Source organism: Candidatus Brevundimonas phytovorans (assembly GCA_029203145.1).
In the GTDB taxonomy this organism is placed as follows: domain Bacteria; phylum Pseudomonadota; class Alphaproteobacteria; order Caulobacterales; family Caulobacteraceae; genus Brevundimonas; species Brevundimonas phytovorans.
In genome coordinates this window covers 2,666,100-2,687,577 of the sequence record CP119309.1, presented here as the reverse complement: position 1 = coordinate 2,687,577, position 21,478 = coordinate 2,666,100, and the positions used below count along the sequence as shown (strand labels likewise).

The 21,478-nt window shown below is 67.7% G+C and carries 22 protein-coding genes; 12 read left to right on the top strand and 10 right to left on the bottom strand.

Features of this window, described 5'->3' with window-relative positions:
- Positions 1–57 precede the first annotated feature (57 nt).
- Positions 58–1,539 (bottom strand): globin-coupled sensor protein, encoded by a 1,482-nt coding sequence (locus P0Y52_13200; protein WEK57482.1) that lies wholly within the window; start codon positions 1,537–1,539, stop codon positions 58–60.
- Positions 1,540–1,768: 229 nt separating this feature from the next.
- Between P0Y52_13200 and ahcY the strand changes: the two genes are divergently transcribed.
- A complete protein-coding gene (gene ahcY / locus P0Y52_13195) occupies positions 1,769–3,160 on the top strand; it encodes an adenosylhomocysteinase (protein WEK57481.1) in 1,392 nt (463 codons plus the stop codon).
- A gap of 126 nt (positions 3,161–3,286) precedes the next feature.
- Here ahcY and P0Y52_13190 read toward each other — a convergent pair whose 3' ends face one another.
- Both P0Y52_13190 and P0Y52_13185 read right to left on the bottom strand, forming a co-directional pair.
- Positions 3,287–4,408 carry a hypothetical protein gene (locus P0Y52_13190; GenBank protein WEK57480.1) on the bottom strand — a complete coding sequence of 374 codons (1,122 nt, stop codon included), beginning with the start codon at positions 4,406–4,408 and terminating at the stop codon, positions 3,287–3,289.
- A gap of 103 nt (positions 4,409–4,511) precedes the next feature.
- On the bottom strand, positions 4,512–6,671 hold the full coding sequence (locus P0Y52_13185) for a TonB-dependent receptor (GenBank protein ID WEK57479.1): 2,160 nt from the start codon (positions 6,669–6,671) through the stop codon (positions 4,512–4,514).
- 148 nt (positions 6,672–6,819) lie between these two features.
- On the opposite strand from P0Y52_13185, the gene P0Y52_13180 reads away from it, so the two are divergent.
- Positions 6,820–7,023, top strand: coding sequence for a twin transmembrane helix small protein (locus P0Y52_13180; GenBank protein WEK57478.1), 204 nt, complete (start codon positions 6,820–6,822; stop codon positions 7,021–7,023).
- A gap of 30 nt (positions 7,024–7,053) precedes the next feature.
- Entirely contained in the window at positions 7,054–7,626 is a 573-nt protein-coding gene (locus P0Y52_13175; GenBank protein ID WEK57477.1) for a cob(I)yrinic acid a,c-diamide adenosyltransferase, read from the top strand.
- Between the two features lie 61 nt (positions 7,627–7,687).
- Here P0Y52_13175 and P0Y52_13170 read toward each other — a convergent pair whose 3' ends face one another.
- Entirely contained in the window at positions 7,688–8,026 is a 339-nt protein-coding gene (locus tag P0Y52_13170; GenBank protein WEK57476.1) for a hypothetical protein, read from the bottom strand.
- Positions 8,027–8,150: 124 nt separating this feature from the next.
- Between P0Y52_13170 and P0Y52_13165 the strand changes: the two genes are divergently transcribed.
- The 7 genes from P0Y52_13165 to arfB all read left to right on the top strand — a co-directional run bounded on the left by P0Y52_13165 (position 8,151) and on the right by arfB (position 14,249).
- Positions 8,151–8,915: an electron transfer flavoprotein subunit beta/FixA family protein gene (locus tag P0Y52_13165; protein ID WEK57475.1), complete on the top strand. Its 765-nt coding sequence runs from the start codon at positions 8,151–8,153 to the stop codon at positions 8,913–8,915.
- Positions 8,915–9,844: an electron transfer flavoprotein subunit alpha/FixB family protein gene (locus P0Y52_13160; protein WEK57474.1), complete on the top strand. Its 930-nt coding sequence runs from the start codon at positions 8,915–8,917 to the stop codon at positions 9,842–9,844. Before P0Y52_13165 ends, P0Y52_13160 begins: the two co-directional genes overlap by 1 nt.
- Before the next feature lie 244 nt (positions 9,845–10,088).
- Positions 10,089–10,370, top strand: coding sequence for a DUF167 domain-containing protein (locus P0Y52_13155; GenBank protein ID WEK57473.1), 282 nt, complete (start codon positions 10,089–10,091; stop codon positions 10,368–10,370).
- 100 nt (positions 10,371–10,470) lie between these two features.
- Complete coding sequence (locus P0Y52_13150; GenBank protein WEK57472.1) at positions 10,471–11,961, top strand: amidohydrolase; 1,491 nt, start codon at positions 10,471–10,473, stop codon at positions 11,959–11,961.
- Between the two features lie 3 nt (positions 11,962–11,964).
- A complete protein-coding gene (locus P0Y52_13145; GenBank protein ID WEK57471.1) occupies positions 11,965–13,308 on the top strand; it encodes an amidohydrolase family protein in 1,344 nt (447 codons plus the stop codon).
- Between the two features lie 84 nt (positions 13,309–13,392).
- Positions 13,393–13,851, top strand: a complete 459-nt coding sequence (locus tag P0Y52_13140; GenBank protein WEK57470.1) for a YaiI/YqxD family protein — start codon at positions 13,393–13,395, stop codon at positions 13,849–13,851.
- Positions 13,848–14,249: an alternative ribosome rescue aminoacyl-tRNA hydrolase ArfB gene (gene arfB / locus P0Y52_13135; protein WEK57469.1), complete on the top strand. Its 402-nt coding sequence runs from the start codon at positions 13,848–13,850 to the stop codon at positions 14,247–14,249. Before P0Y52_13140 ends, arfB begins: the two co-directional genes overlap by 4 nt.
- Positions 14,250–14,257: 8 nt before the next feature.
- On the opposite strand, the gene P0Y52_13130 is transcribed toward arfB, so the two are convergent.
- The 3 genes from P0Y52_13130 to P0Y52_13120 are packed head-to-tail and all read right to left on the bottom strand — an operon-like array spanning position 14,258 to position 17,120.
- Positions 14,258–14,743, bottom strand: a complete 486-nt coding sequence (locus P0Y52_13130; GenBank protein WEK57468.1) for a hypothetical protein — start codon at positions 14,741–14,743, stop codon at positions 14,258–14,260.
- 23 nt (positions 14,744–14,766) lie between these two features.
- The gene (gene ubiB, locus P0Y52_13125) at positions 14,767–16,350 is read right to left on the bottom strand and encodes a 2-polyprenylphenol 6-hydroxylase (protein ID WEK57467.1); all 1,584 of its coding nucleotides are present in this window, start codon (positions 16,348–16,350) and stop codon (positions 14,767–14,769) included.
- On the bottom strand, positions 16,338–17,120 hold the full coding sequence (locus P0Y52_13120; GenBank protein ID WEK57466.1) for a class I SAM-dependent methyltransferase: 783 nt from the start codon (positions 17,118–17,120) through the stop codon (positions 16,338–16,340). The genes ubiB and P0Y52_13120 overlap by 13 nt, the downstream gene beginning before the upstream one ends.
- 329 nt (positions 17,121–17,449) lie before the next feature.
- Here P0Y52_13120 and P0Y52_13115 point away from each other — a divergent pair, with 329 nt between their 5' ends.
- Both P0Y52_13115 and P0Y52_13110 read left to right on the top strand, forming a co-directional pair.
- Positions 17,450–17,746, top strand: coding sequence for a 4a-hydroxytetrahydrobiopterin dehydratase (locus P0Y52_13115; GenBank protein WEK57465.1), 297 nt, complete (start codon positions 17,450–17,452; stop codon positions 17,744–17,746).
- Positions 17,743–18,537, top strand: a complete 795-nt coding sequence (locus P0Y52_13110; protein WEK57464.1) for an SDR family oxidoreductase — start codon at positions 17,743–17,745, stop codon at positions 18,535–18,537. Before P0Y52_13115 ends, P0Y52_13110 begins: the two co-directional genes overlap by 4 nt.
- 195 nt (positions 18,538–18,732) lie before the next feature.
- Here P0Y52_13110 and thrS read toward each other — a convergent pair whose 3' ends face one another.
- From thrS to P0Y52_13095, 3 genes are all read right to left on the bottom strand, one after another.
- Complete coding sequence (gene thrS, locus P0Y52_13105) at positions 18,733–20,673, bottom strand: threonine--tRNA ligase (GenBank protein ID WEK57463.1); 1,941 nt, start codon at positions 20,671–20,673, stop codon at positions 18,733–18,735.
- Positions 20,670–20,918 (bottom strand): membrane protein insertion efficiency factor YidD, encoded by a 249-nt coding sequence (gene yidD, locus P0Y52_13100; GenBank protein WEK57462.1) that lies wholly within the window; start codon positions 20,916–20,918, stop codon positions 20,670–20,672. The genes thrS and yidD overlap by 4 nt, the downstream gene beginning before the upstream one ends.
- Before the next feature lie 80 nt (positions 20,919–20,998).
- Positions 20,999–21,469 carry an iron-sulfur cluster assembly scaffold protein gene (locus tag P0Y52_13095; GenBank protein ID WEK57461.1) on the bottom strand — a complete coding sequence of 157 codons (471 nt, stop codon included), beginning with the start codon at positions 21,467–21,469 and terminating at the stop codon, positions 20,999–21,001.
- Between the last annotated feature and the right edge of the window lie 9 nt (positions 21,470–21,478).

The following is a 21,478-nucleotide window of genomic DNA, read 5'->3' as shown; positions in this document are numbered from 1 at the left end:
TCGAACTTGGGGGAGTTAAGCCGTGTCCGACGCCGTGCGCCAGTCTCTAAACCGGGGTCAGCTGACGGCGCGCAGGTGCGGCCCTCCGGCGCCGCGGTCCAGACGGAAGCGGCCGACCTGCTGGTTCAGGCTGACGGCTTCGTTGGCCAGTTGGCGGGCGGCGGCGGTGGCTTCCTCGGTCATGGCCGCGTTCTGCTGGGTGATGTCATCCATCTCGCCCATGGTGCGGCGGACGCGGGCCAGGCCCTCGGCCTGTTCCTGGGCCGAACCGGCGATGCCGCCGGCCAGACCGTCGATGGCCACCACGCGACCGCCGATCCGCTCCAGCGCCTCGCCGGTGCGTTCGACCAGATCGACGCCGCGCGCCACCTGAGCCGAGGAGGTGGAGATCAGGGTGCGGATCTCGCCGGACGCTTCCGACGAACGCTGGGCCAGAGCGCGGACTTCCTGGGCCACGACGGCGAAGCCGCGACCGGCGTCGCCGGCGCGCGCGGCCTCGACCCCGGCGTTCAGGGCCAGCAGGTTGGTCTGGAAGGCGATCTCGTCGATCAGGCTGGTGAAGCGGGCGATGCCGGTCGAGGATTCGGCGATGGCGTGAATGGCGGCGACGGCTTCGCCGACCACCTGGCTGCTTTCCTCGACATCGACGCGGGCGGCGGCGAGGGCTTCGGCGGTCTGGCGGGCGTTGTCGGCGGTCGAGGCCACGGCGCGGGCGATGGCGTCGGCCTCGTTGACCGTGCGCTCCAGGTTGGCGGCCTGGCGCTCGGTGCGGCTGGCCAGGTCTTCGGAGGCGGTGGCCAGCTGGTTGGAGCCGGCGCTCAGGCTCTGCACGCTGTCGGCCACGGCGCGGACGGCGGTGCGCAGGGCGCGGGTGGCGGCGTGGAAGTCGTTTTGCAGGCTGCGGTACTGTTCGGGGAAGACGCCGGGGATGGTGGTCGACAGGTCGTTCTCGGCCAGGTCGTGCAGAGCGGCGCCCAGGGCGCGGACCACCTCGGTCTGGCGCGCCTCCGCCTCGTCGTGAGCGGCCTTCACCCGGTCGCGCTCCTCTTGCAGCACTTCGAGGTAGATGGAGATGGCCAGGTCCATGTCCAGCATCACCCGCTGGGTCAACTCGGCGACAGCTTCGGCGGTGACGAGGTCATGCTCGCGCTTGTTGGCCCAGAACTTCCGCGGACGCTCGGCGATGGCGCGGGTCAGGTGGGCCAGGATGACGCTGTAGCCGCCGATGTACCAGCGCGGCTCCAGCCCGATGCGGGCGTGGACATGGCCGATGGTGCGCACGGACTTGGCGTAGTCGGCGTCGGCGCGACCGTCGATGATGGCGTCCCAGTGCCTCACCTGCGCCTTGCTGGCGGCGGCGATGTGAGCCTCTTCGCGGAAGAAGCGGCGGGTGATCGGCTCGGCGCGCACCCGGTCATAAAAGGCGGCCAGGGCGATCGGGGTTTCGCGACGCAGCACAGGGCTCATGGCGCGATAGCCGGCCGAGGCCGGACCCAGGCCCATGAATTTCATGCGATGTTCGATGTCTTCGCCGGCCATGTCCGAGGTTCTCTATGCAACGCTGCTGAGCGCAGGGGAGCGCGCCCGTTTATCCCTTTGAACCTTATGGGTATTGCGTGCCTTAAGACGCGGCTGCGTAGAATCCCGTAGGGGTCGTTCAGACGGTCATGCCGAGGGTCATATAAAGACATCCTTATGGGTTGATTGCCCCGGCGGGCTGGGCGCGCTATAGCGGCGCCTTGAAAATCCTCGCCGCGAGAACCCCCTCATGACCGACTACATCGTTCGCGACATTTCCCTGGCCGATTTCGGCAACAAGGAAATCGCCATCGCCGAAACCGAAATGCCGGGCCTGATGGCGCTGCGCGACGAGTTCGGCGCCGCCAAGCCGCTGAAGGGCGCCCGCATCGCCGGCAGCCTGCACATGACCATCCAGACGGCGGTTCTGATCCAGACGCTGGAAGCCCTGGGCGCAGAAGTGCGCTGGGCTTCGTGCAACATCTTCTCGACCCAGGACCACGCCGCCGCCGCCATCGCCGCCGCCGGCACCCCGGTCTTCGCTCTGAAGGGCGAAACCCTGGAAGAGTACTGGGACTACGCTCACAAGATCTTCGAATGGGCTGACGGCGGCTACCCGAACCTGATCCTCGACGACGGCGGCGATGCGACCCTTCTTTGCGTGCTTGGCCCGAAAGCCGAGAAGGACCCGTCGGTCCTGAACAACCCGCAAAACGAAGAAGAAGAAGCCCTCTACAAGGTCATGAAGCGTTACCTGGCCGAGAAGCCGGGCTTCTATTCGGCCATCCGTGACGCCATCGGCGGCGTGTCGGAAGAGACGACCACAGGCGTTCACCGCCTGTATCAGATGGCAGAGCGCGGCGAACTGCCCTTCCCCGCCATCAACGTCAACGACAGCGTCACCAAGTCCAAGTTCGACAACCTCTACGGCTGCCGTGAGAGCCTGGTCGACGCCATCCGTCGCGGCACCGACGTCATGCTGTCGGGCAAGGTCGCCGTGGTTTGCGGCTACGGCGACGTGGGCAAGGGCTCGGCCGCTTCGCTGCGCAACGGCGGCGCCCGCGTCATCGTCACCGAGATCGACCCCATCTGCGCTCTGCAGGCCGCGATGGAAGGTTACGAAGTCCAGACCCTGGAAGACGTCGCCGACAAGGCCGACATCTTCGTCACCACGACGGGCAACAAGGACGTCATCCGCCTCGAGCACATGCGGGCGATGCGCAACAACGCCATCGTCTGCAACATCGGTCACTTCGACTCGGAAATTCAGGTCGCCGCCCTGAAGAACTTCAAGTGGGACGAGATCAAGCCTCAGGTCCACCACGTCGAGTTCCCGGACGGCAAGAAGATCATCCTGCTGTCGGAAGGCCGTCTGGTGAACCTGGGCAACGCCACGGGCCACCCGTCCTTCGTGATGTCGGCCTCCTTCACCAACCAGACCCTGGCCCAGATCGAGCTGTGGACCAACGCCAAGTCCTACGCCAACCAGGTCTACACCCTGCCCAAGCATCTGGACGAGAAGGTCGCCTTCCTCCACCTGGCCAAGCTCGGCGCCAAGCTGACCAAGCTGTCGCAGGAACAGGCCGACTACATCTCGGTCCCGACCGAGGGTCCGTTCAAGCCGGAACACTACCGCTACTAGGTCCTGCTGAAGGTCTGAATGCAGAAACCCCGCGCCGGCGACGGCGCGGGGTTTTCTTTGGGCCGGGGAGAGGGCGCGCTAAATCCTCCCCCGCTGCGCAGGGGAGGATTGTTTTGGCGAAAATCCTCAGGCCGCGTCGCGCGGGTCGAAGGTGTCGGTTTCCCGGCCCATCAGGCCGGTCTCGAAGTCCATGAAGATGTCGATCAGTTCGTCGACCCCGACCGGCGGCGCCTTGGGGCCGAAGCGGAAGCGCCAGAAGCTGACGATGTGCTGCACCGCCCCCAACTGGTCGCCCAGACGCGCGAACAGGGCCGGCGCCTCCAGCAGGAAGTCGCGGAAGGCCAGGGGCTTGCCCTCGCGCGTCAGCCCGGCATAGGCGTCGTCGTAGTAGCGCAGGGTGCGGCTGACCTCCTCGCAGGTCTTCATGATCCGGCCGCGCAGGACGCTGCGCCCCCGGTCGATGTATTCCTTGGCGGCGCGGTCGCTGGGGCCGACCGGCTTGACCGTGCCGACCTCGTCGGCGACGTGGACGATGTCAGCCATCAGGCTGGCCAGGGCCCACTTGTAGTAGAGGAAGCCCTTCCAGCAGAAGACGCCCTCCTGATACTGCTCGGGCTCCAGCCTGAGGGTAGCGCGCAGGGCCTCCAGCCGGTCGCCGGGGGCGTTGGACAGGATCTTGGACGCCATGCGCGCGGTCGATCCGACGGCCGCCACGTCGCCGCCCATGCTGAGGGTGACGAGGGGCTCGATCTCGCTCTGGACAAAGGCCAGCATTTTCTCGAGGTCGGCCTCGCTGAGCGCGAAATAGCAGGGGGCCGCATCGACCTCGCCGCGCCTCAGTTGCTCACGCAGCAGGAAGGGGTCCAGCGACGGCAGCTGATCCATCAGCCGCAGGGTTTTCAGGTCGGGATGGTCGGAAGCGATGCCGAACGCCTCCTGCATGGCGCGCTCGAACCCGATCTGGTTGACGAAGACGAAGCGGCCTCCGGTCTTCAGGTCGGTGCTGTCGATCGGCACCACCACCTTGGTCGCCACCTGGCGCCGGCCGGGAAAGGAGTCGGTTTCGTTGCGCCGCAACCGGTGCTTGATGATCAGGCAGGTGTTCAGCGCCGGGGTGCGGAACATGGGGCGTTCGTGCCAGTCCTCGGTCTCGCCATGCTCGTCATAGACCTTGAGCAGGTTCAGCACGCGCGCCGTCGAGGCGCTGCGGCGCAGGTGTTCCAGATTGCGGACGGCGCGGTCGGTCATGGCGAGGACACTGCCCGGCAAAGATGACTAACGGCTTAGCTGTCAAAGAAAGAGGGCCGCCTCGGTCGAGACGGCCCTTGTGAGTTTGGGGAGGAAAGGGGGATCAGAAGGTCGTCGTCACCGACACCCAGAGGCGGCGCGGCTCCTGATTGTTGGCGTATTCCGGCGCATAGGCGACCGGCGCGCCGTAGGGCTTGAGGCTGACGAAGTCCTTGTTGAACAGGTTGTAGACGGCGGCGTTGATCGTGATGCGATCACTCACCTGATACGATCCGCCCAGGTGGAACAGATCATAGGCCTTGTAGTCGCCCCAGGCGTCGCGGGCCGCACCCAGACCGCGGAAGCGCTCCGAGCGATACTCGCCGCGCAGCCACAGGTTCATCTTGTCCGTGGCGTTCCACCGCAGGCTGGCGTTGACCATGTGCTTGGGCGTGTCGGTCAGGGGCAGGCCCTTGGCCGCGCCCGACTTCTGCTCGCTGTCGGTGTAGGTGTAGTTGCCCGACAGGGTCCAGTCCGGGGCGAAGCGCCAGCGCGCCGCCGCCTCGAGCCCGCGCGTTACGGCCTCGTCCACGTTCACCTGCTGGCCGAAGGTGGCGTAGGCGGCCCAGAAGCCGACGTCGACGCAGCCAGTCTTGTCGTAGGCGCCGGCGTCATACTGGGCCTGGGTCAGGCCGAAGGTGCAGTTCGCGACCGGGGGCCCTGCGGCGATCTTGTCCTGGAAGGTGTTGTGGAAGACCGTGAGGTTGGCGCGGAAGGTCGAGCCGTTGTCGTAGAAGACCGCGACCTCGCTGGAGGTCGAGGTCTCGGGCTTCAGACCCGGCGACCCCAGCAGGGGCAGACGGCCCTGTGAACCGAAGCCGTTGATGCCCTCGGCCAGCTGTTCCAGGCGCGGGGTCTTGAAGCCCTGGCTGACGCCGCCCTTGAGGGTCCACTCGGGCGAGGCGTTCCACACCAGATAGGCGCGCGGGCTGAAGTGGGCGCCGAACTTGGAATGGTCGTCGTGACGCGCGCCCAGGGTCAGGGCCAGCGTGTCGGTGAAGCGCCACTCATCCTCGGCGAACAGGGCCCACTGGGTGTGCTCGAACGTCGTCGGGGCCACGCCGTCGACCATCTGGGCGTCCCAGTACTGACCCCCGACGGTGAAGCTGTGGTTGCGCCACTGCGAGAACAGCTTGGTGTCGAAGATGGTGTTTTCCGACACCAGGTCCCGCGCGCCGCCGGCGCCCGCCACCCCGTTGGGGATGATGCGGCCGATGGTTTCCGTCCTGCCGAACGACAGGTTGGATTCCAGCACGCCGAACGGCAGGCGCCAGTTGTGGGCCAGGGCGACCTGGTCCCGGTTGAACTCCAGCGCATTTCCATAGCCGCCGGCGGTGGTGTTGGTGCCCATCTGACCCTTGGCGTTGTCATACCACTGACGCGAGACGTCCACGTCCAGCCACAGGTCGTGGTCGGCGTGCGGCGTCAGGGTCAGGCGGCCGCCCAGGGTCCAGATCTCGTTCTCGGTCGAACTGCGGCCGAAGCCGGTGACGGGGGTTTCGACGCCGCCGACGGTCTCGAACTTCAGGTTCGACTGCTCGCGCGTCAGATAGGAGCCGCGTACGGCCAGACCCAGCAGGTCCTTCACCAGCGGGCCGTTGGCGTAGAAGTCGCCGCCCCAGATGGCGCCGAACTCGTCGTCGCCCTGCAGGGTGTAGTGGGCCGAGGCCGCGCCGCCCCAGACGTCGCCGACCTTGCGGGTGATGATGTTGACCACGCCGCCCATCGCATCCGACCCATAGAGGGTCGAGACCGGGCCGCGCACGACCTCGATGCGCTCGATGGCCGAGACTGGGGGCATGAAGCTTGAGGACGTCTCGCCAAACCCGTTCGGCGTCACGCTGCCCGCCGTGTTCTGGCGGCGGCCGTCGATCAGGATCAGGGTGTAGTCCGAGCCCATGCCGCGAATGTTGATGGTCTGGCCGCCGGTCTTGCCGACGGCGGCGCCCACGTCGACGCCCTCGATATTGGTCAGGATCTCGGCGACCGAGGCGGCGCGCAGTTCCTGGATGTCCTTGCGCGGCACGACGCTGATCGAGGCCGGGGCCTGGGTGATGCGTTGTTCGAAGCCCGAGGCCGTGACGACGACATCCTCAATGGTCGTGGTCTGGAGACGGCCCTGGTCGGCCAGGTCTTCCGCTGTCGCGCCTCGGCCCCCCGAGAGCATGGCCAGGGCGGAGGTGGCCAGCAGGGTCGAACGGCGAGAGACGGTGAAGAAAGACATGAACAGCCCCGGTTGATTGCGAGCGCTTCTCAACAGCAAGGCGGGCGGGGTGGCAACCGGGGTGTGCGAATAGGTCGCAATTGCGGAATTGGCCGGCGCGGCGTCGCGGACGCTGGCGCCCGCCTCCAGCGGAGCCTAGAAGGCGGTCATGGAAATCTTCGACATCCTGATCCTCGTCGCCATTGCGGCCGTCGCCATCACCCTGGGTTTCGGCGTCTATTCCCTGTATCGCGGCGGCGAATTCGCCCGCTCGCACTCCAACAAGCTGATGCGGCTGCGGGTGGTGCTGCAGGCCGTGGCGGTGCTGCTGCTGGTCGGCGGCATGTGGTGGAAGTCCACGCACGGCGGTTGAGACGACAGGCAAGCTTAGGGGGCTGAAACCATGGTCACGCTGAACAAGATCTACACCCGCACCGGCGACGGCGGCCAGACCCGTCTGGCCTCGGGCGCGCCCGTGTCCAAGACCGACCTGAGGGTCGAGGCCTATGGGACCGTTGATGAGTTGAACGCCGTCATCGGTCTGGCCCGTCTGAACAGCGGCCAGAACGACCGCATTGACGCCATGCTGGGCCGTATCCAGAACGAGCTGTTCGACCTCGGCGCGGACCTGGCCACGCCGCTGGACCCGGCCCCGAAATGGGAGGCCCTGCGCATCATCGCCTCCCAGGTCGAGCGTCTGGAAAGCGAGATCGACTGGATGAACGAGAGCTTGAAGCCGCTGGACAGCTTCATCCTGTCGGGCGGTTCGCCCCTGTCGGCCCACCTCCACCTGGCGCGCACGGTCTGCCGCCGGGCTGAACGTGACGCCATTCGTCTGCTGGAATCGGGCGAGCAGGTGAACCCGGACGCGGTCCGCTATCTGAACCGGCTGTCGGACCACCTGTTCGTCGCCGCCCGCCGCGCCAACGCCAATGGCGCCGCCGACATCCTGTGGAAGCCCGGCGCGACGCGCTGAATCGGCCAAGAACGAACGCAAACTAAAATCCTCCCCCGTTCACGGGGGAGGATCGTCTGTTTTATCGCTGCAAGGCCGCGACCCGCGCGCGTTCGGCCTCGGTCGCCGCCGCGCGGGCGCGTTTCTCGGCGTTCAGCTGGTCTTCGATGTCGATCAGCTCCTTGTTCTTCTCGGCCGAGGCCTGGGCGCGGGTGACGCCGATCGGGCGGCCGGTGATTTCGGCGATGGAGATGGGCTGGGCGCAGATGCGGCTTTCCATATCGTACCACTTGCCCTCGGCCTCGCAGCGCTCGCCCGGTTCCATCCAGTAGCGCTGGAAGACGAAGACGCCGGCGATCATCACTGCGAACAGGCTGAAAAAGAGGGCGCTCAGGCGGCCGATGGTCAGAAAGCGTTTCATACGGGTCTCATAGTGGAAAATTGGGTCGCGGACACGAACAGAGTTCACGTAGCGTTACGTTGACAGGCCGGTTTCGCCGGTCCAATCCCTCGACCCATATTTCGATGACCAAGTGGATAGGCTCATGAAGGTACTCGTCCCGGTGAAACGGGTGATCGACTATAACGTCAAGGCTCGCGTCAAAGCGGATCAGACCGGCGTCGATCTGGCCAACGTCAAGATGAGCATGAACCCCTTCGACGAGATCGCCGTCGAAGAGGCCGTGCGTCTGAAGGAAGGCAAGGAACATCATGCCGCCGGCACGGCGACGGAAATCGTCGTCGTCTCCATCGGCGTGACCCAGGCCCAGGAAACCCTGCGCACCGCCCTGGCCATGGGCGCCGACCGCGGCGTCCTGATCCAGTCCGATACGGACCTTGAGCCGCTGGCCGTCGCCAAGCTGCTGAAGGCGGTGGTCGATGAAGAAAAGCCTGACCTGGTCCTGATGGGCAAGCAGTCCATCGACGGCGACAACAACGCCGTGGGTCAGATGCTGGCCGCCCTGCTGGACTGGCCCCAGGCCACCTTCGCCGGCAAGCTGGTCATTGACGGCGGCAAGGCGACCGTGACGCGTGAAGTGGACGGCGGCCTGCAGACCGTGGCGGCGACCCTGCCGGCCGTGGTCACGGTGGACCTGCGCCTCAACACCCCGCGCTACGCCAGCCTGCCCAACATCATGAAGGCCAAGAAGAAGGAGATCGCGGTCAAGGCGGTCGCCGACTACAGCGTCGATGTCGCGGATCGCCTCAAGGTCCTCAAGGTGACGGAGCCGCCGAAGCGTTCGGCGGGCGTCAAGGTCGCCGACGCGGCCGAACTGGTTTCCAAGCTCAAAGACGCAGGGGTTCTGTAATGGCCGTTCTCGTCATCGCCGACCACGACGGCGCGATCGTTCGCGACACCACCCACAAGACCGTGACGGCGGCTCTGGCCCTGTCGTCCGACGTGGACGTTCTGGTGCTCGGCCAGAACGCCAAGGGCGTGGCCGACGCCGCCGCCAAGATTTCCGGCGTGCGCAAGGTCCTGCTGGCCGAGGGCGACGCCGTCGCTCACGGTCTGGCCGAGGCGGTCGAGGCCACTGTCCTGCCGCTGGCCGGGAACTACGACGCTATCCTGTCGCCCGCCACCACGGACGGCAAGAACTTCGCCCCGCGCCTGGCCGCCAAGCTGGACGTCGCCCCGATCTCGGACATCGTCGAGGTCGTCTCGGCCGATACCTTCGTGCGCCCGATCTACGCCGGCAACGCCCTGGAGACCGTCCAGTCGGCTGACGCCAAGAAGGTCATCACCGTGCGCCCGACGGCCTTCGCCGCCGCCGCTGAAGGCGGCTCGGCCTCGGTCGAGAGCGTCGCCGCCGGTGAAGCGCCCAAGACCGCCTTCGTCTCCGAGGAAATGGTCAAGTCGGACCGCCCCGAACTGGGCGCCGCCAAGATCATCGTCTCGGGCGGCCGCGCCCTGGGCTCGGCCGAAGAGTTCCACGCCGTCATGGACCCCCTGGCCGACAAGCTGGGCGCCGCTGTCGGCGCCTCCCGCGCCGCCGTCGACGCGGGCTACGCCCCCAACGACTATCAGGTCGGTCAGACCGGCAAGGTGGTGGCCCCGGCCCTCTACATCGCCATCGGCATCTCGGGCGCCATCCAGCACCTGGCCGGCATGAAGGACTCCAAGGTCATCGTCGCCATCAACAAGGACGCCGACGCCCCGATCTTCCAGGTCGCCGACTACGGCCTGGTCGCCGACTACAAGACCGCCGTGCCGGAACTGATGGCCGCCCTGGGCTGATCGGTTCCACAGGCTGAACATGAAGCGCGCCGGATGGGGAACCGTCCGGCGCGTTTTCAATTGGCTGTCTCCCTCCCCCTTGGGGGAGGGTGGCGCGCAGCGCCGGGTGGGGGCGGCCAGGCAAGTCAGCCGCGCCTCGGTATCGCCTCGCCCTCCCCACCCGGTCTTCGCTTCGCATCGACCACCCTGCCCGAACGGGGAGGGAGAGCTTGCACCGTTGGGCCGGGATGACGGACATAGGGCCATGACCGCCCGCCTCGCCATCAAGCTGACGCCCCGCGCCGCCGCCGACCGCATCGACGGCTGGGACGTGGACCCCGACGGCCGCCCGGTGCTCAAGGTCCGCGTGCGGGCCCAGCCGGTCGAGGGCGAGGCCAACGCCGCCCTGGTCGCCTTCCTCGCCAAGGCGCTGGGCGTCCCCAAGCGCGACGTGACCCTGGCGCGCGGGGGGCAGTCGCGGCTTAAGATGATCGAGGTCGAGGGGCTGAGCGAGGCCGAGGTCCGCGACCGGTTGTCCCCCCGCTGAGCAAATTGCCTGACATTTCCCCTTTACGGCGAGGCTGAACCTCCCTTGTATGCCATCCCATTGTCTGCCCGCTGTCTGCGGGCGCGAGGGGGTCTCGCTCATGTTGCTTAACCGTCTGCGGGGTCCAAGCCTCGCTGTCCTCACCTGCGCGCTCGGCGTTCTCAGCCTGTCGGCCTGCGCCACGACCGGCGACGCCAAGCCCAGGACCGAGACGGCCTCCCCGTCGTCCACGGACCGCACCATGGCCCCGGGCCTGGACGGCTGGGCCAACACCGACCCCTATCCCTCGACCTATCGCGGCCTGCCGCGTGAAAACCTGGCCCTGGTCGGCGCCACGGTTCTGACCGGCACGGGTCAGAAGATCGACGGCGGCGTGGTCATCGTCACCGACGGCCGCATCGCCGCCGTCGGCGGGGCCGACACCCCGGTGCCGGCGGGCCACAAGGTGGTCGATGCGCGCGGCCGCTACGTCACGCCCGGCGTCATCGACATCCACAGCCACCTCGGCGTCTATCCTTCGCCCGGCGTTCAGGGCATGAGCGACGGCAACGAAGCGACCAATCCGAACACGGCCCAGGTCTGGGCTGAACACTCCCTCTGGCCCCAGGACCCGGGTTTCAACACCGCCCGCGCCGGCGGCGTGACCACGCTTCAAATCCTGCCTGGCTCGGCCAACCTGTTCGGCGGTCGCGGCGTGACGGTGCGCAACATCCCCTCAGTGACCATGCAGGGCATGAAGTTCCCGGGCGCTCCCTATGGCCTGAAGATGGCCTGCGGCGAGAACCCCAGCCGCGTCTATGGCTCGCGCAACCAGTCGCCGGCCACCGGCATGGGCAATGTCGCCGGCTATCGCGCCGCCTTCATCGCGGCCCGCGAATACAAGGCCAAGTGGGACAAGTGGCGCGAGGACGGTCAGGGCGCGCCTCCGACCCGCAACCTGCAGCTTGAGACCCTGGCCGGCGTGCTGGACGGGTCCATCCTGATCCAGAACCACTGCTACCGCGCCGACGAGATGGCGGTCATGCTCGATGTGGCCAGGGAGTTCGGCTACAAGGTCACCACCTTCCACCACGCGGTCGAGGCCTACAAGATCGCGCCCCTGCTGGCCCGTGAAGGCGTCTGCGCCGCCATGTGGACCGGCTGGTGGGGCTTCAAGATGGAGGCTCTGGACGGCATCGAGGAGAACGCTGCCCTGACCGACGCGCCCGAGGGTTCCTGCGCCGTCATCCACTCCGACGACGCCGAACTGACCCAGCGCCTCAACCAGGAAGCCGCCGCCGCCCTATCGGCTGGCCGTCGCGCCGGGATGAACATCTCGGAAGAACACGCGATCAGCTGGATCACCCTGAACGCCGCCAAATCCATCGGCATCGACAAGGAGACCGGCTCGCTGGAGCCCGGCAAGCGCGCCGATGTGGTGATCTGGAGCGCCGATCCCTTCTCGATCTACGCCCGCGCCGATCAGGTCTTCATCGACGGCGGTCTGGCCTTTGACCGTCAGAACCCCGCCTTCCAGCCCGTGTCCGATTTCGAACTGGGTCAGCCCGGCTTCGGCCAGGCCGCCGCCGGCGTCGCCCAGGGAGCTCGCTGAACCATGCGTATCCAAACCCTCCTCGCCGGCGCGGTTGCAGCCCTCGCCCTCGTCGGTCCCGCCATGGCCCAGGACGTCGCCATTACCGGCGGTCGCGTCCTGACCGGAACCTCGGTGATCGAGAACGGCACCGTGGTCATCCGCAACGGCAAGGTCGTTTCCGTCGGGACCGGTGCGGCCCCGGCGGGCCTGCGCACCATCGACGCGCGCGGTCAGATCGTGGCCCCCGGCTTCGTCGCCGTAGATTCCGGCCTCGGCGGTTCGGAAGTCGGCTCGGTGCGCGGCTCCAACGACCTGTCGAACAGCGCCAACACCCTGAGCGCCGCCTTCGACCTTTCCTACGGCCTGGACCCCTGGTCCTTCACCCTGCCGGTGGCTCGTCTGGGCGGCGTCACCCGCGCCGTGGTCACGCCCCAGCACGCGGGCTCGGGCGGCGGTCACAGCCATGACGACAGCGACTTCGCGGGCGCGGGCGCGGGCGGCTTCCAGACGCCGGGCCTGTTCGCAGGGCAAGCGGCGGTCATCAAGCTGGGCGGCGCCGACATCCTGGTGAAGCCGCGCGTGGCCATGGTCGCCCCCTTCGGCGAGGCCGGCAAGGACGTGGCCGGCGGCGCGCGCGGGGCCGAGTTCGTCCTGTTCAAGGAGACCCTGGCCGAGGTTCGCCTCTATGCCCGCAACAAGGCCGCCTATGACCGGGCGGCGCTGCGCGACCTGTCGCTGTCGCGCGCCGACCTTGAGGCCCTGATCCCGGTGGCCAATGGCTCGATGCCGCTGATCGTCAGCGTCAACCGCGCTTCGGACATCCAGCAGGTCCTGCGCCTGGCCAGAGAAGAAGGCGTCAAGGTCATCCTCGACGGCGCCGCCGAGGGGTGGCTGGTCGCCAACGAAATCGCGGCGGCCAAGGTCCCGGTCCTGCTGCACCCGATCACCAACCTGCCCGGCAACTTCGAGATGCGAGCGGCGCGGATGCAGAATGCGGCGGCGCTGAATGCAGCGGGCGTGGTCATCGCCCTCAAGGGCAACGAGGGATCGACCCACCGCGCCCGCGACATCCGCTACAACGCCGGCAACGCCGTCTCTCACGGCCTGCCGTTTGCGGCGGCGATCCAGGCGATCACGGTCAACCCGGCGCGCATCTTCGGCTTCGACGGCCAGTTCGGCGAGCTGAAGCCGGGCGCGGCGGGCGACGTGGTGGTCTGGTCGGGCGACCCGCTGGAGCCGCTGAGCCAGCCCTCGGCCGTCTTCATCGACGGGGTGGAGCAGCCGCTGCAGGCCCGCAACCTGCTGCTGCGCGACCGCTATCGCACTGGCGGCGAGGGGGCCATGCCGGTGGCCTATCCGCAGTAGGGCGCAGCTCGAATGACGTTGAGGGCGTCGGTCGCAGGACCGGCGCCCTTTTCGTATGCGCCAAAGGCCGGATAGAAGGGCGCCATGCCCACCACCCTCTACATCGACGCCGACGCCTGCCCCGTAAAGGAAGAGATCTATCGCGTAGGCCGCCGCTACGGCCTCAAGGTCTTTGTGGTGTCGAACGCCTGGATCAATGTCCCGCGCGAACCGCTGATCGAACAGGTGGTGGTCGACGCCGGACCGGACGTGGCCGACGACTGGATCGCCGAGCGCGCCGCGACCGGCGACATCGTCATCACCGCCGACATTCCCCTGGCCGACCGCTGCCTGAAATCCGGCGCCCAGGCGCTGAAGGCGAACGGCCAGCCCTTCACCCCCGATTCCATCGGCTCGGCCCTGGCCGGACGCATGGTGGGCGAGCATCTGCGCTCCATGGGCGTGGCGACCAGCGGCCCGCCGCCCTTCTCCAACGCCGACCGGTCGCGCTTCCTGCAGGCGCTGGACACGGCGGTCGTCCGTGCACGGAAAGTCAGTCCGTGAGCCGCATTCCCGAGGACGAGCTGGAGTTCCGCTTCTTCCGCTCCGGCGGGCCGGGCGGGCAGAACGTCAACAAGGTCTCGACCGCCGTGCAGATGCGGTTCGACGTCAAGAACTCGCCCAGCCTGACCGAGCCGGTCAAGGCGCGGCTGATGAAGCTGGCGGGCAGTCGCCTGACGCTGGACGGGGTGATCGTCATCACCGCCGTCCGTTTCCGCACCCAGGAACGCAACAAGGCCGACGCCGTCGCCCGGCTGGACGAGATGGTGGCCGAGGCCTCGATCAAGCCGGTCTATCGCGTGCCGACGCGGCCCACGCGCGCGTCCAAGGAGCGACGGCTGAAGGGCAAGTCTACCCGCTCGACGATCAAGAGCGGGCGCGGCAAGCCGTCGCTGGATTAGTCGGGGCCTCAGTCTCGGGCTGGACGGAACAGCAGGGCCGCGATCTGATTGTCCTCGTCGAAGGCGATGACCCAGTCGGTGGTCTGTTTCTCGAACACCACCCGGAACAGGTCGGCGCCGTCCTGCTGGCCGACATGGTTGATGGATTTCAGGGCGCCGAACTGTTGCACCAAGGGGGTGACGTTGCCGGCCTGCTCGCGAATCTGCACCGCCAGGTCGTCGCTGAAGACGGAGTAGTCGACATTCCCGGACTGGAAGGAGGCGATGGCGGCGCGCAGGGCCTGTTCGGAGCGGGCGATGTCCGGGGCTTCCGCAACAGGAGCGGCCGGAGCAGCCGCGAGGGGCGCCGCCGTCGGGGCCGGTTGGCCAAAGGCGTCGGGCAGAGTCGCCGCGGCCCCGGCAGTCGGTCCGGGAGGCGTTGTCGCCGTCTGCGCCGCGACGGGCATGGCCAGAAGGCTGGCGCCCAGCATGGCGGCGAGGATCGAGGTCTTCATAGGCGGCGGGCTCCGAAGAAACGTCAGGCGACGATCATCGGCCAGAGTGTCAGGACCAAGGCGGCGACCGACGCACAGACGGCGACGGTGACGGCGGCGACCACCCAGGCCCGGGTTCCGGCCTTCTCGATCACTAACGTCTGAGATTGCGGCGGGTTCTGCGCCAGGTGCGACAAAGCCTTCAGCGTGGCGAGAGCCTCTTCCACCGTCTCACGGATCTGCGCTTGAGGCCCCAGTTCGCGCTTGATCCAGCGCTCGACCACGGGCTTGGCCGCCTCCCACAGGTCGTGGTCGGGATTGAGACGCCGCGCCACGCCCTCGACCGAGACCATGGTCTTTTGCAGCAGCACCAGTTCCGGCCTCAGGTGCATGTCGAACAGGGCGGTGATCTCGAACAACTGGCCCAGCAGGCGCCCCATCGACACCTGGCTGGCCTGACGCCCGATCACCGGCTCGCCGACGGCGCGCAGGGCCTGGGCGAAGGTGTCGACCGAGTGGTGCGGCGGCACATAACCGGCCTCGAAGTGGACCCGGCTGATGCGGTCATAGTCGCGGCTGATGAAGCCCCACAGGATCTCGGCCAGGTAGCGGCGCTCCGCGGGTCCCAACCGCCCGACGATGCCGAAGTCGATGGCCGTCACCTTGTCCGGGGCGTCGGCGAAGAGATTGCCCTCGTGCAGGTCGGCGTGGAAGACGCCGTGGTCCAGGGCCTGGATCAGGAAGGCGCGCACCACCTTGTCGGCCAGGGCGTCCTTGTCGAGTCCGGGCAGGGCCTCCAGCGCCGGATCGGTCATCGGCAGGCCGGGGGCCCACTCCAGCGTCAGCACCCGCTTGCCCACCCCGTCCCAGACGATGGCGGGGGCCGACATATAGCCGTCCTTGGCCATGACCTCGGCCAGTTCGGAGGCGGCGGCGGCCTCCAGCCGCATGTCCAGCTCCAGCGACAGGGCGCGGGCGATGATCTCGACAAAGGCCTGGGGCTCCAGCCGCCGCGCGGGTTCCACGAACTTCTGCACCAGCTTGGCGCCCAGACGCATGGAATCCAGTCCGCGCGCGACGCGGCGCTCGACGCCGGGCCGCAGCACCTTGACCGCCACCTTGCGACCGTCCGCCAGCCAGGCCGGATGCGCCTGCGCAAGGGAGGCGGCGGCGACCGGCTGGCCCAGATCGCGGAACAGGCTCTCGACCGGACGGCCCAGCGAGCGCTCGATCTCGGCGCGGGCTTCGTCCAGTGGGAAGGGCGGCAGTTTGTCCTTCAGCCGACCCAGGTCCTGGGCGAACTGGATGCCGAAGATGTCGGCGCGGGTGGCCAGAACCTGACCCAGCTTGATGGCCACGGGGCCGAGATGCTCGAAGGCTTGCCCCACGCGCTGGCCGGGGCGACCGGCGCGGTGCTTGCGGCTGGCCGTCATCTGCACCAGCCGCGCGAACGGGCGGGTCCAGGCGGGCAGCAGCGGATTGACCTCGCGCGGGATCAGGGCGTCGTGACGCGCCAGCACCCAGCCCCAGCCGATCAGGCGAAAGGCGGCGCCCAGCGGGTCGCGGACGGGCTCCGGCGTCGGCGCGGGCGGCGGGGTCTTGACGGACAGCCGGCTCAGATCGCCCACCCGTGGTGGATGGCGGCGATCCCGCCCGACAGGTTGGTGACGCTGACGCGGCTGAAACCGGCGTCCTCGATCATCCGCTTGAAGGTCGCCTGATCGGGGAAGCGACGGATGCTCTCAACCAGATACTGATAGCTGTCGCGATCCTTGGCGACCCATTCGCCGATGCGCGGAATGGCGTGGAAGGACCAGGCGTCATAGGCCTTGCGCAGAGCCTCGGTGGTGGGCCGGGAGAACTCCAGGCAGATGAAGCGGCCGCCCGGTTTCAGCGCGCGCCGCGCCTCCTTCAGCGCGCCCGCCACGTCCGACACGTTGCGGATGCCGAAGCTGATCGAATAGGCGTCCAGGCAATCGTCGGGGAAGGGCAGGTTCATGGCGTCGCCGACGCCCCAGGCCATCTCGGGCTCGCCGCCCTTGGCCACGCCGTTCAGGATCATCTCGGCGTTGTAGTCCATGACGATGACGGTGGCGTCCTCGCCGCCGCGACGCTGCTGGGCCGCGCGCGCCATCTTGGAATAGCGCCGCGCCATGTCGCCGGTGCCGCCGGCCATGTCGAGGATGACCTCGCCGGGCCGGGCGTTCAGCTTGGCCGCCGTGGCGTCCTTCCACAGGCGGTGCACGCCCGCGCTCATCAGGTCGTTCATCAGGTCATAGTTGGACGCGACGGAATCGAAGACGCCGCGCACCATCTGGACCTTTTCCCTGGCGTCCACGTCGCGGAAGCCGAAGGAGGAGGTCTTGCCGGAGGAGGAGGAGGGATCGGCCTGGGTCATGACAGGGGGTGTAACGCCTCATGCGCGCGGCGTCATCCGGGGAAGCGTCGCAGCCCTTTGAAAGCCTTCTGATCCTCCCCTGCGAAGCGGGGGAGGGGGACCGTGCGAAGCATGGTGGAGGGGGCGAAGTTCAAGCGTTTGTTTTCGGGTCATGACGACGAGAGGGCGATAAATTGGGTTTGAGGTTGTGCTTGCGTCCGCCCCCTCCACCGCTTCGCGGTCCCCCTCCCCCGCACGCGGGGGAGGAGAAGTCAGCGCGTTGACGCAGCGTCACGGCTTGTCGCCCCCTCGGGCGCGCGATACGCCTGATGAAAATCAAGGAGACGCTCATGACCGCCGCCCTCGACGTGACCGAAGTTCTGGCAGGTCTGCCTGACTGGCGCCGCGCCGACGACCCCCGCCCGGCCATCGCGCGCAGCCTGCGCTTCAAGGACTTCAACGCCGCCTTCGGCTTCATGACCCGCGTGGCCCTGCTGGCGGACAAGGCGGACCACCATCCCGAATGGTCGAACGTCTACAACCGCGTCGAGGTGCTGCTGACCACCCATGACGCGGGCGGCGTGACCGAGAAGGATGTCGCCATGGCCCGCTTCATCGACGACGCCGTCAAGGGCCTGGTGGGATGAGCGCCCCGCATTCTGGGCGCGTCGCCGGCAAGGCCGCCCTCATCACCGGGGCGGCGGGTGGTCTGGGTCAAGCCATGGCGCGGATGCTGGTGCGCGAGGGGGCGCGGGTCGCCGTCTCCGACCGCGACTTGAACGGGGCGCGGGCTCTGGCTGAGAGCATCAACGCCGAGCATCCGGGCGCGGCCTTCGCCTATGAGCATGACGTGACGCGCGAGGACGACTGGGTCCGCGTAGTCGCCGCCGCCGCCGCGGACATGGGCGGCCTGTCCATCCTGGTGAACAACGCCGGCATCGGCGGCAAACTGGTCTGGGCCGAGCAGGACACGCTGGAGAACTGGCGTCAGGTTCAGGCGGTCAACGTCGAGTCCGTCATGCTGGGCTGCAAGCACGCCATGCCGCACCTGCGGGCCTCCGGCGCGGGCTCCATCGTCAACATCTCGTCGATCGCGGGACTGGCGGCGGCGCCGGGCATGGGCGCCTATAACGCCACCAAGGCGGCGGTCTGGCTCTACACCAAGACGGTGGCGTTGGAGTGCGCCAAGGCGGGCTGGAACGTGCGCGCCAACTCGGTCCACCCGGTCTTCATCAAGACGCCGATCCTTGATCCCTTCGTCGCCATGGCCGGCGGCGACGAGACGACCGCGCACGAAAAGCTGGCGCGCGGCATCCCGCTGAAACGCATCGGCGAGCCCGACGACGTGGCTTACTGCGTCCTGTATCTAGCCTCGGACGAGTCCAAGTTCGTCACCGGCGCCGAATTCAAGATCGATGGGGGCATGACGGCGCAGTGACTTAAACTCCGCTCATCCCCGCGGAGGCGGGGACCCAGTAAGAGCTTCACACGCCGCGGTCTGGGTAGGCTCTGTGATTATCGGTGACGGAAACGCTCGGAGCCAAAGCACTGGGTCCCCGCCTCCGCGGGGATGAGCGGATACATTGATCCCAAAGAAAAACGCCCCGGTCTTTCGACCGGGGCGTTCTCATGTTCAGGCGTGACCGTCGCGGAGACGTTTCAGGTCCGGGGCCAGGGCCTCGTCGGTCAGGATGGCGATGGCCTCCTCGACGGTGACGATGGTCTGGGCCTGGCTGCCCAGGCGGCGAATGGCGACCTTGCCCTCCTCGGCCTCCTTGCGGCCGACGACGGCGATGGCGGGCACCTTGCCGACCGAGTGTTCGCGGATCTTGTAGTTGATCTTCTCGTTGCGCAGATCGATCTCGGTGCGCAGGCCCGCGGCGCGGAACTTGGCGACGACTTCCTCGGCATAGCCGTCGGCGTCCGAGGTGATGGTGGCCACCACGGCCTGGGTCGGCGCCAGCCACAGGGGGAAGGCCCCGGCGTAGTTCTCGATCATGATGCCGATGAAGCGCTCGAACGACCCCAGGATCGCGCGGTGCAGCATGACCGGGCGGTGCTTCTGGCCGTCCTCGGCGATGTAGGTCGCGTCCAGACGGTCAGGCAGGACATAGTCCAGCTGGATCGTGCCGCAGGTCCATTCGCGGCCGATGGCGTCCTTGACGATGAAGTCCAGCTTGGGCGCGTAGAAGGCGCCGTCGCCCTCGGCGATCACCACATCGACCCCGGCGTGACGAGCGGCTTCGGCCATCTGGGCCTCGGCCTTGTCCCAGAACTCGTCCGATCCGGCGCGGACGTCGGGACGGGTGGCCAGGTTGATGTAGGCCGTCTCCATGCCGAGGTCTGCGTGGACCGACTGGGCCAGCTTGATGAACTCGGCCGTCTCGTCGACGATCTGGTCTTCGCGGCAGAAGATGTGGGCGTCGTCCTGGGTGAAGCCGCGCACGCGCATCAGGCCGTGCAGCGAACCGGACGGCTCATAACGGTGGCAGGCGCCGAACTCGGCCATGCGCAGCGGCAGTTCACGATAGGAGCGCTGGCCCTGATCGAAGATCTGCACGTGACCGGGGCAGTTCATCGGCTTGAGCGAAAGGGTCTCGCCCTCCACCGTCTCGCAGACGAACATGTTGGGGCGGTACTTCTCCCAGTGGCCCGAGGCCTCCCAGAACTTGCGGTCCAGAACCTGGGGCGTCTTGACCTCGACATAGCCCGAGGCGTCCAGGCGGCGGCGCATATAGGCCTCCAGCACGCGCCACAGGACCCAGCCCTTGGGGTGCCAGAAGACCATGCCGCGGCCCTCTTCCTGCATATGGAAGAGCTCCATGGCGCGGCCCAGCTTGCGGTGGTCGCGCTTCTCGGCCTCTTCGATGCGCAGCAGATAGGCGTCCAGGTCCTCCTTGGTCGCCCAGGCGGTGCCGTAGATGCGCTGCAGCTGGGCGCGGCTGGAATCCCCGCGCCAGTAGGCGCCGGCCAGCTTGGTCAGCTTGAAGGCCTTGCCGACGAACTTGGTCGTGGGGAAGTGCGGTCCCCGGCACAGGTCGGCCCATTCGCCCTGCTTGTAGACGGTGATGGTCTCCGTCCCCGGCAGGTCGCGGATCAGTTCGGCCTTGTAGGTCTCGCCCACCGACTCGAAATGCTTGATCGCCGTGTCGCGGTCCCAGACCTGACGCTCCAGCGGAGCGCCCCGGTCGATGATCTCGCCCATCTTCTTTTCGATCTTGGCGAAGTCGTCGGTCGAGAAGGGCTCGTCGCGGGCGAAGTCGTAATAGAAGCCGTCCTCGATCGCCGGGCCGATCGTGACCTGGGTGCCGGGGAACAACTCCTGCACCGCCTGGGCCAGCACGTGGGCGGCGTCGTGACGAATGGTCTCCAGCGCCTCGGGATCGTCGCGCATCAGCAGGCGGAAGTCGCCGTCGCCGTCGATGACGCGGTCCAGGTCGCGCTGCTCGCCGTTCCAGACGACCAGGGCCGCCTTCTTGGCCAGCGAAGGTGAGATGGCCGCAGCCACGTCGCGACCCGTCGAGCCGGCCGGATACTGACGCACGGCGCCGTCGGGGAATTTCAGTTCGATCATGACGGTCGTTCTTTTTCGATCTTGGCGGGCGGCACGGGATCATAGCCCGAACCGCCGAAGGGATGGCATTTACAGAGACGGCGCACGGTGAGCCATCCCCCCCGAACCGGACCGTGCTGGAGCAGGGCGTCGCGCCCATAGTCCGAACAGGTCGGTAGAAACCGGCACGACTGGCCGAAGAAGGGGGACAGCGTCACCTTGTAGCCCCGATGGGCCGCGCGGACGCTGCGTTCGTAGAGAGACATCTGTCCCTTCGCCGGGGGCTCTGTTTCGGGTTCGCCGTGCTTATCCCTCTTCATGACAGGGGGATCAACCGGACGGCGCCTCAGGCCGCGCCGGCGAGACGAGTTCGCGTATCGCTGTGGTGCTTTTCGAGCGCTTGATTGACCGCGTCCAGCGTGGCCTCCAGCGCCACCATGGTCGAGGCGTGGCGCGCCGGATAGTCCGCGACCTGCTTGAGCACCCGCAGCCCTTCGAAGCGCCCGACCGGGCCGTCGCCGCCGGATTTCAGCATGGCCAGCATGGCGTCTCTGGCCTCAAGGATCTCCGACGCCGAGGCGCCGAGGATGCTCTCGCCCACCACGCCCGCCGCCGCCTGACCCAGGGCGCAGGCCTTCACCGCCTGGGCGAACTCCTTGATGCGGCCCTCAGCGTCGAGGATCACGTCCACCGTGGCCTTGGACCCGCACAGCTTGGCCACCCGCTCGGCCGTCCCTTGCGGCGCGGCCAGCCGCCCGCTGTGGGGCAGGTTGGCCGCCAGCGACAGGATGCGCGCGCTGTAGAGGTCGTCGATCATGGAGTGAAG

Bases quoted from the DNA above. Each gene is read 5' to 3' on its own strand.
- P0Y52_13200 (WEK57482.1), bottom strand. From the start codon at position 1,539: ATGGCCGGCGAAGACATCGAACATCGCATGAAATTCATGGGCCTGGGT.
- ahcY (WEK57481.1), top strand. From the start codon at position 1,769: ATGACCGACTACATCGTTCGCGACATTTCCCTGGCCGATTTCGGCAAC.
- P0Y52_13190 (WEK57480.1), bottom strand. From the start codon at position 4,408: ATGACCGACCGCGCCGTCCGCAATCTGGAACACCTGCGCCGCAGCGCC.
- P0Y52_13185 (WEK57479.1), bottom strand. From the start codon at position 6,671: ATGTCTTTCTTCACCGTCTCTCGCCGTTCGACCCTGCTGGCCACCTCC.
- P0Y52_13180 (WEK57478.1), top strand. From the start codon at position 6,820: ATGGAAATCTTCGACATCCTGATCCTCGTCGCCATTGCGGCCGTCGCC.
- P0Y52_13175 (WEK57477.1), top strand. From the start codon at position 7,054: ATGGTCACGCTGAACAAGATCTACACCCGCACCGGCGACGGCGGCCAG.
- P0Y52_13170 (WEK57476.1), bottom strand. From the start codon at position 8,026: ATGAAACGCTTTCTGACCATCGGCCGCCTGAGCGCCCTCTTTTTCAGC.
- P0Y52_13165 (WEK57475.1), top strand. From the start codon at position 8,151: ATGAAGGTACTCGTCCCGGTGAAACGGGTGATCGACTATAACGTCAAG.
- P0Y52_13160 (WEK57474.1), top strand. From the start codon at position 8,915: ATGGCCGTTCTCGTCATCGCCGACCACGACGGCGCGATCGTTCGCGAC.
- P0Y52_13155 (WEK57473.1), top strand. From the start codon at position 10,089: ATGACCGCCCGCCTCGCCATCAAGCTGACGCCCCGCGCCGCCGCCGAC.
- P0Y52_13150 (WEK57472.1), top strand. From the start codon at position 10,471: ATGTTGCTTAACCGTCTGCGGGGTCCAAGCCTCGCTGTCCTCACCTGC.
- P0Y52_13145 (WEK57471.1), top strand. From the start codon at position 11,965: ATGCGTATCCAAACCCTCCTCGCCGGCGCGGTTGCAGCCCTCGCCCTC.
- P0Y52_13140 (WEK57470.1), top strand. From the start codon at position 13,393: ATGCCCACCACCCTCTACATCGACGCCGACGCCTGCCCCGTAAAGGAA.
- P0Y52_13130 (WEK57468.1), bottom strand. From the start codon at position 14,743: ATGAAGACCTCGATCCTCGCCGCCATGCTGGGCGCCAGCCTTCTGGCC.
- P0Y52_13120 (WEK57466.1), bottom strand. From the start codon at position 17,120: ATGACCCAGGCCGATCCCTCCTCCTCCTCCGGCAAGACCTCCTCCTTC.
- P0Y52_13115 (WEK57465.1), top strand. From the start codon at position 17,450: ATGACCGCCGCCCTCGACGTGACCGAAGTTCTGGCAGGTCTGCCTGAC.
- P0Y52_13110 (WEK57464.1), top strand. From the start codon at position 17,743: ATGAGCGCCCCGCATTCTGGGCGCGTCGCCGGCAAGGCCGCCCTCATC.
- thrS (WEK57463.1), bottom strand. From the start codon at position 20,673: ATGATCGAACTGAAATTCCCCGACGGCGCCGTGCGTCAGTATCCGGCC.
- yidD (WEK57462.1), bottom strand. From the start codon at position 20,918: ATGTCTCTCTACGAACGCAGCGTCCGCGCGGCCCATCGGGGCTACAAG.
- P0Y52_13095 (WEK57461.1), bottom strand. From the start codon at position 21,469: ATGATCGACGACCTCTACAGCGCGCGCATCCTGTCGCTGGCGGCCAAC.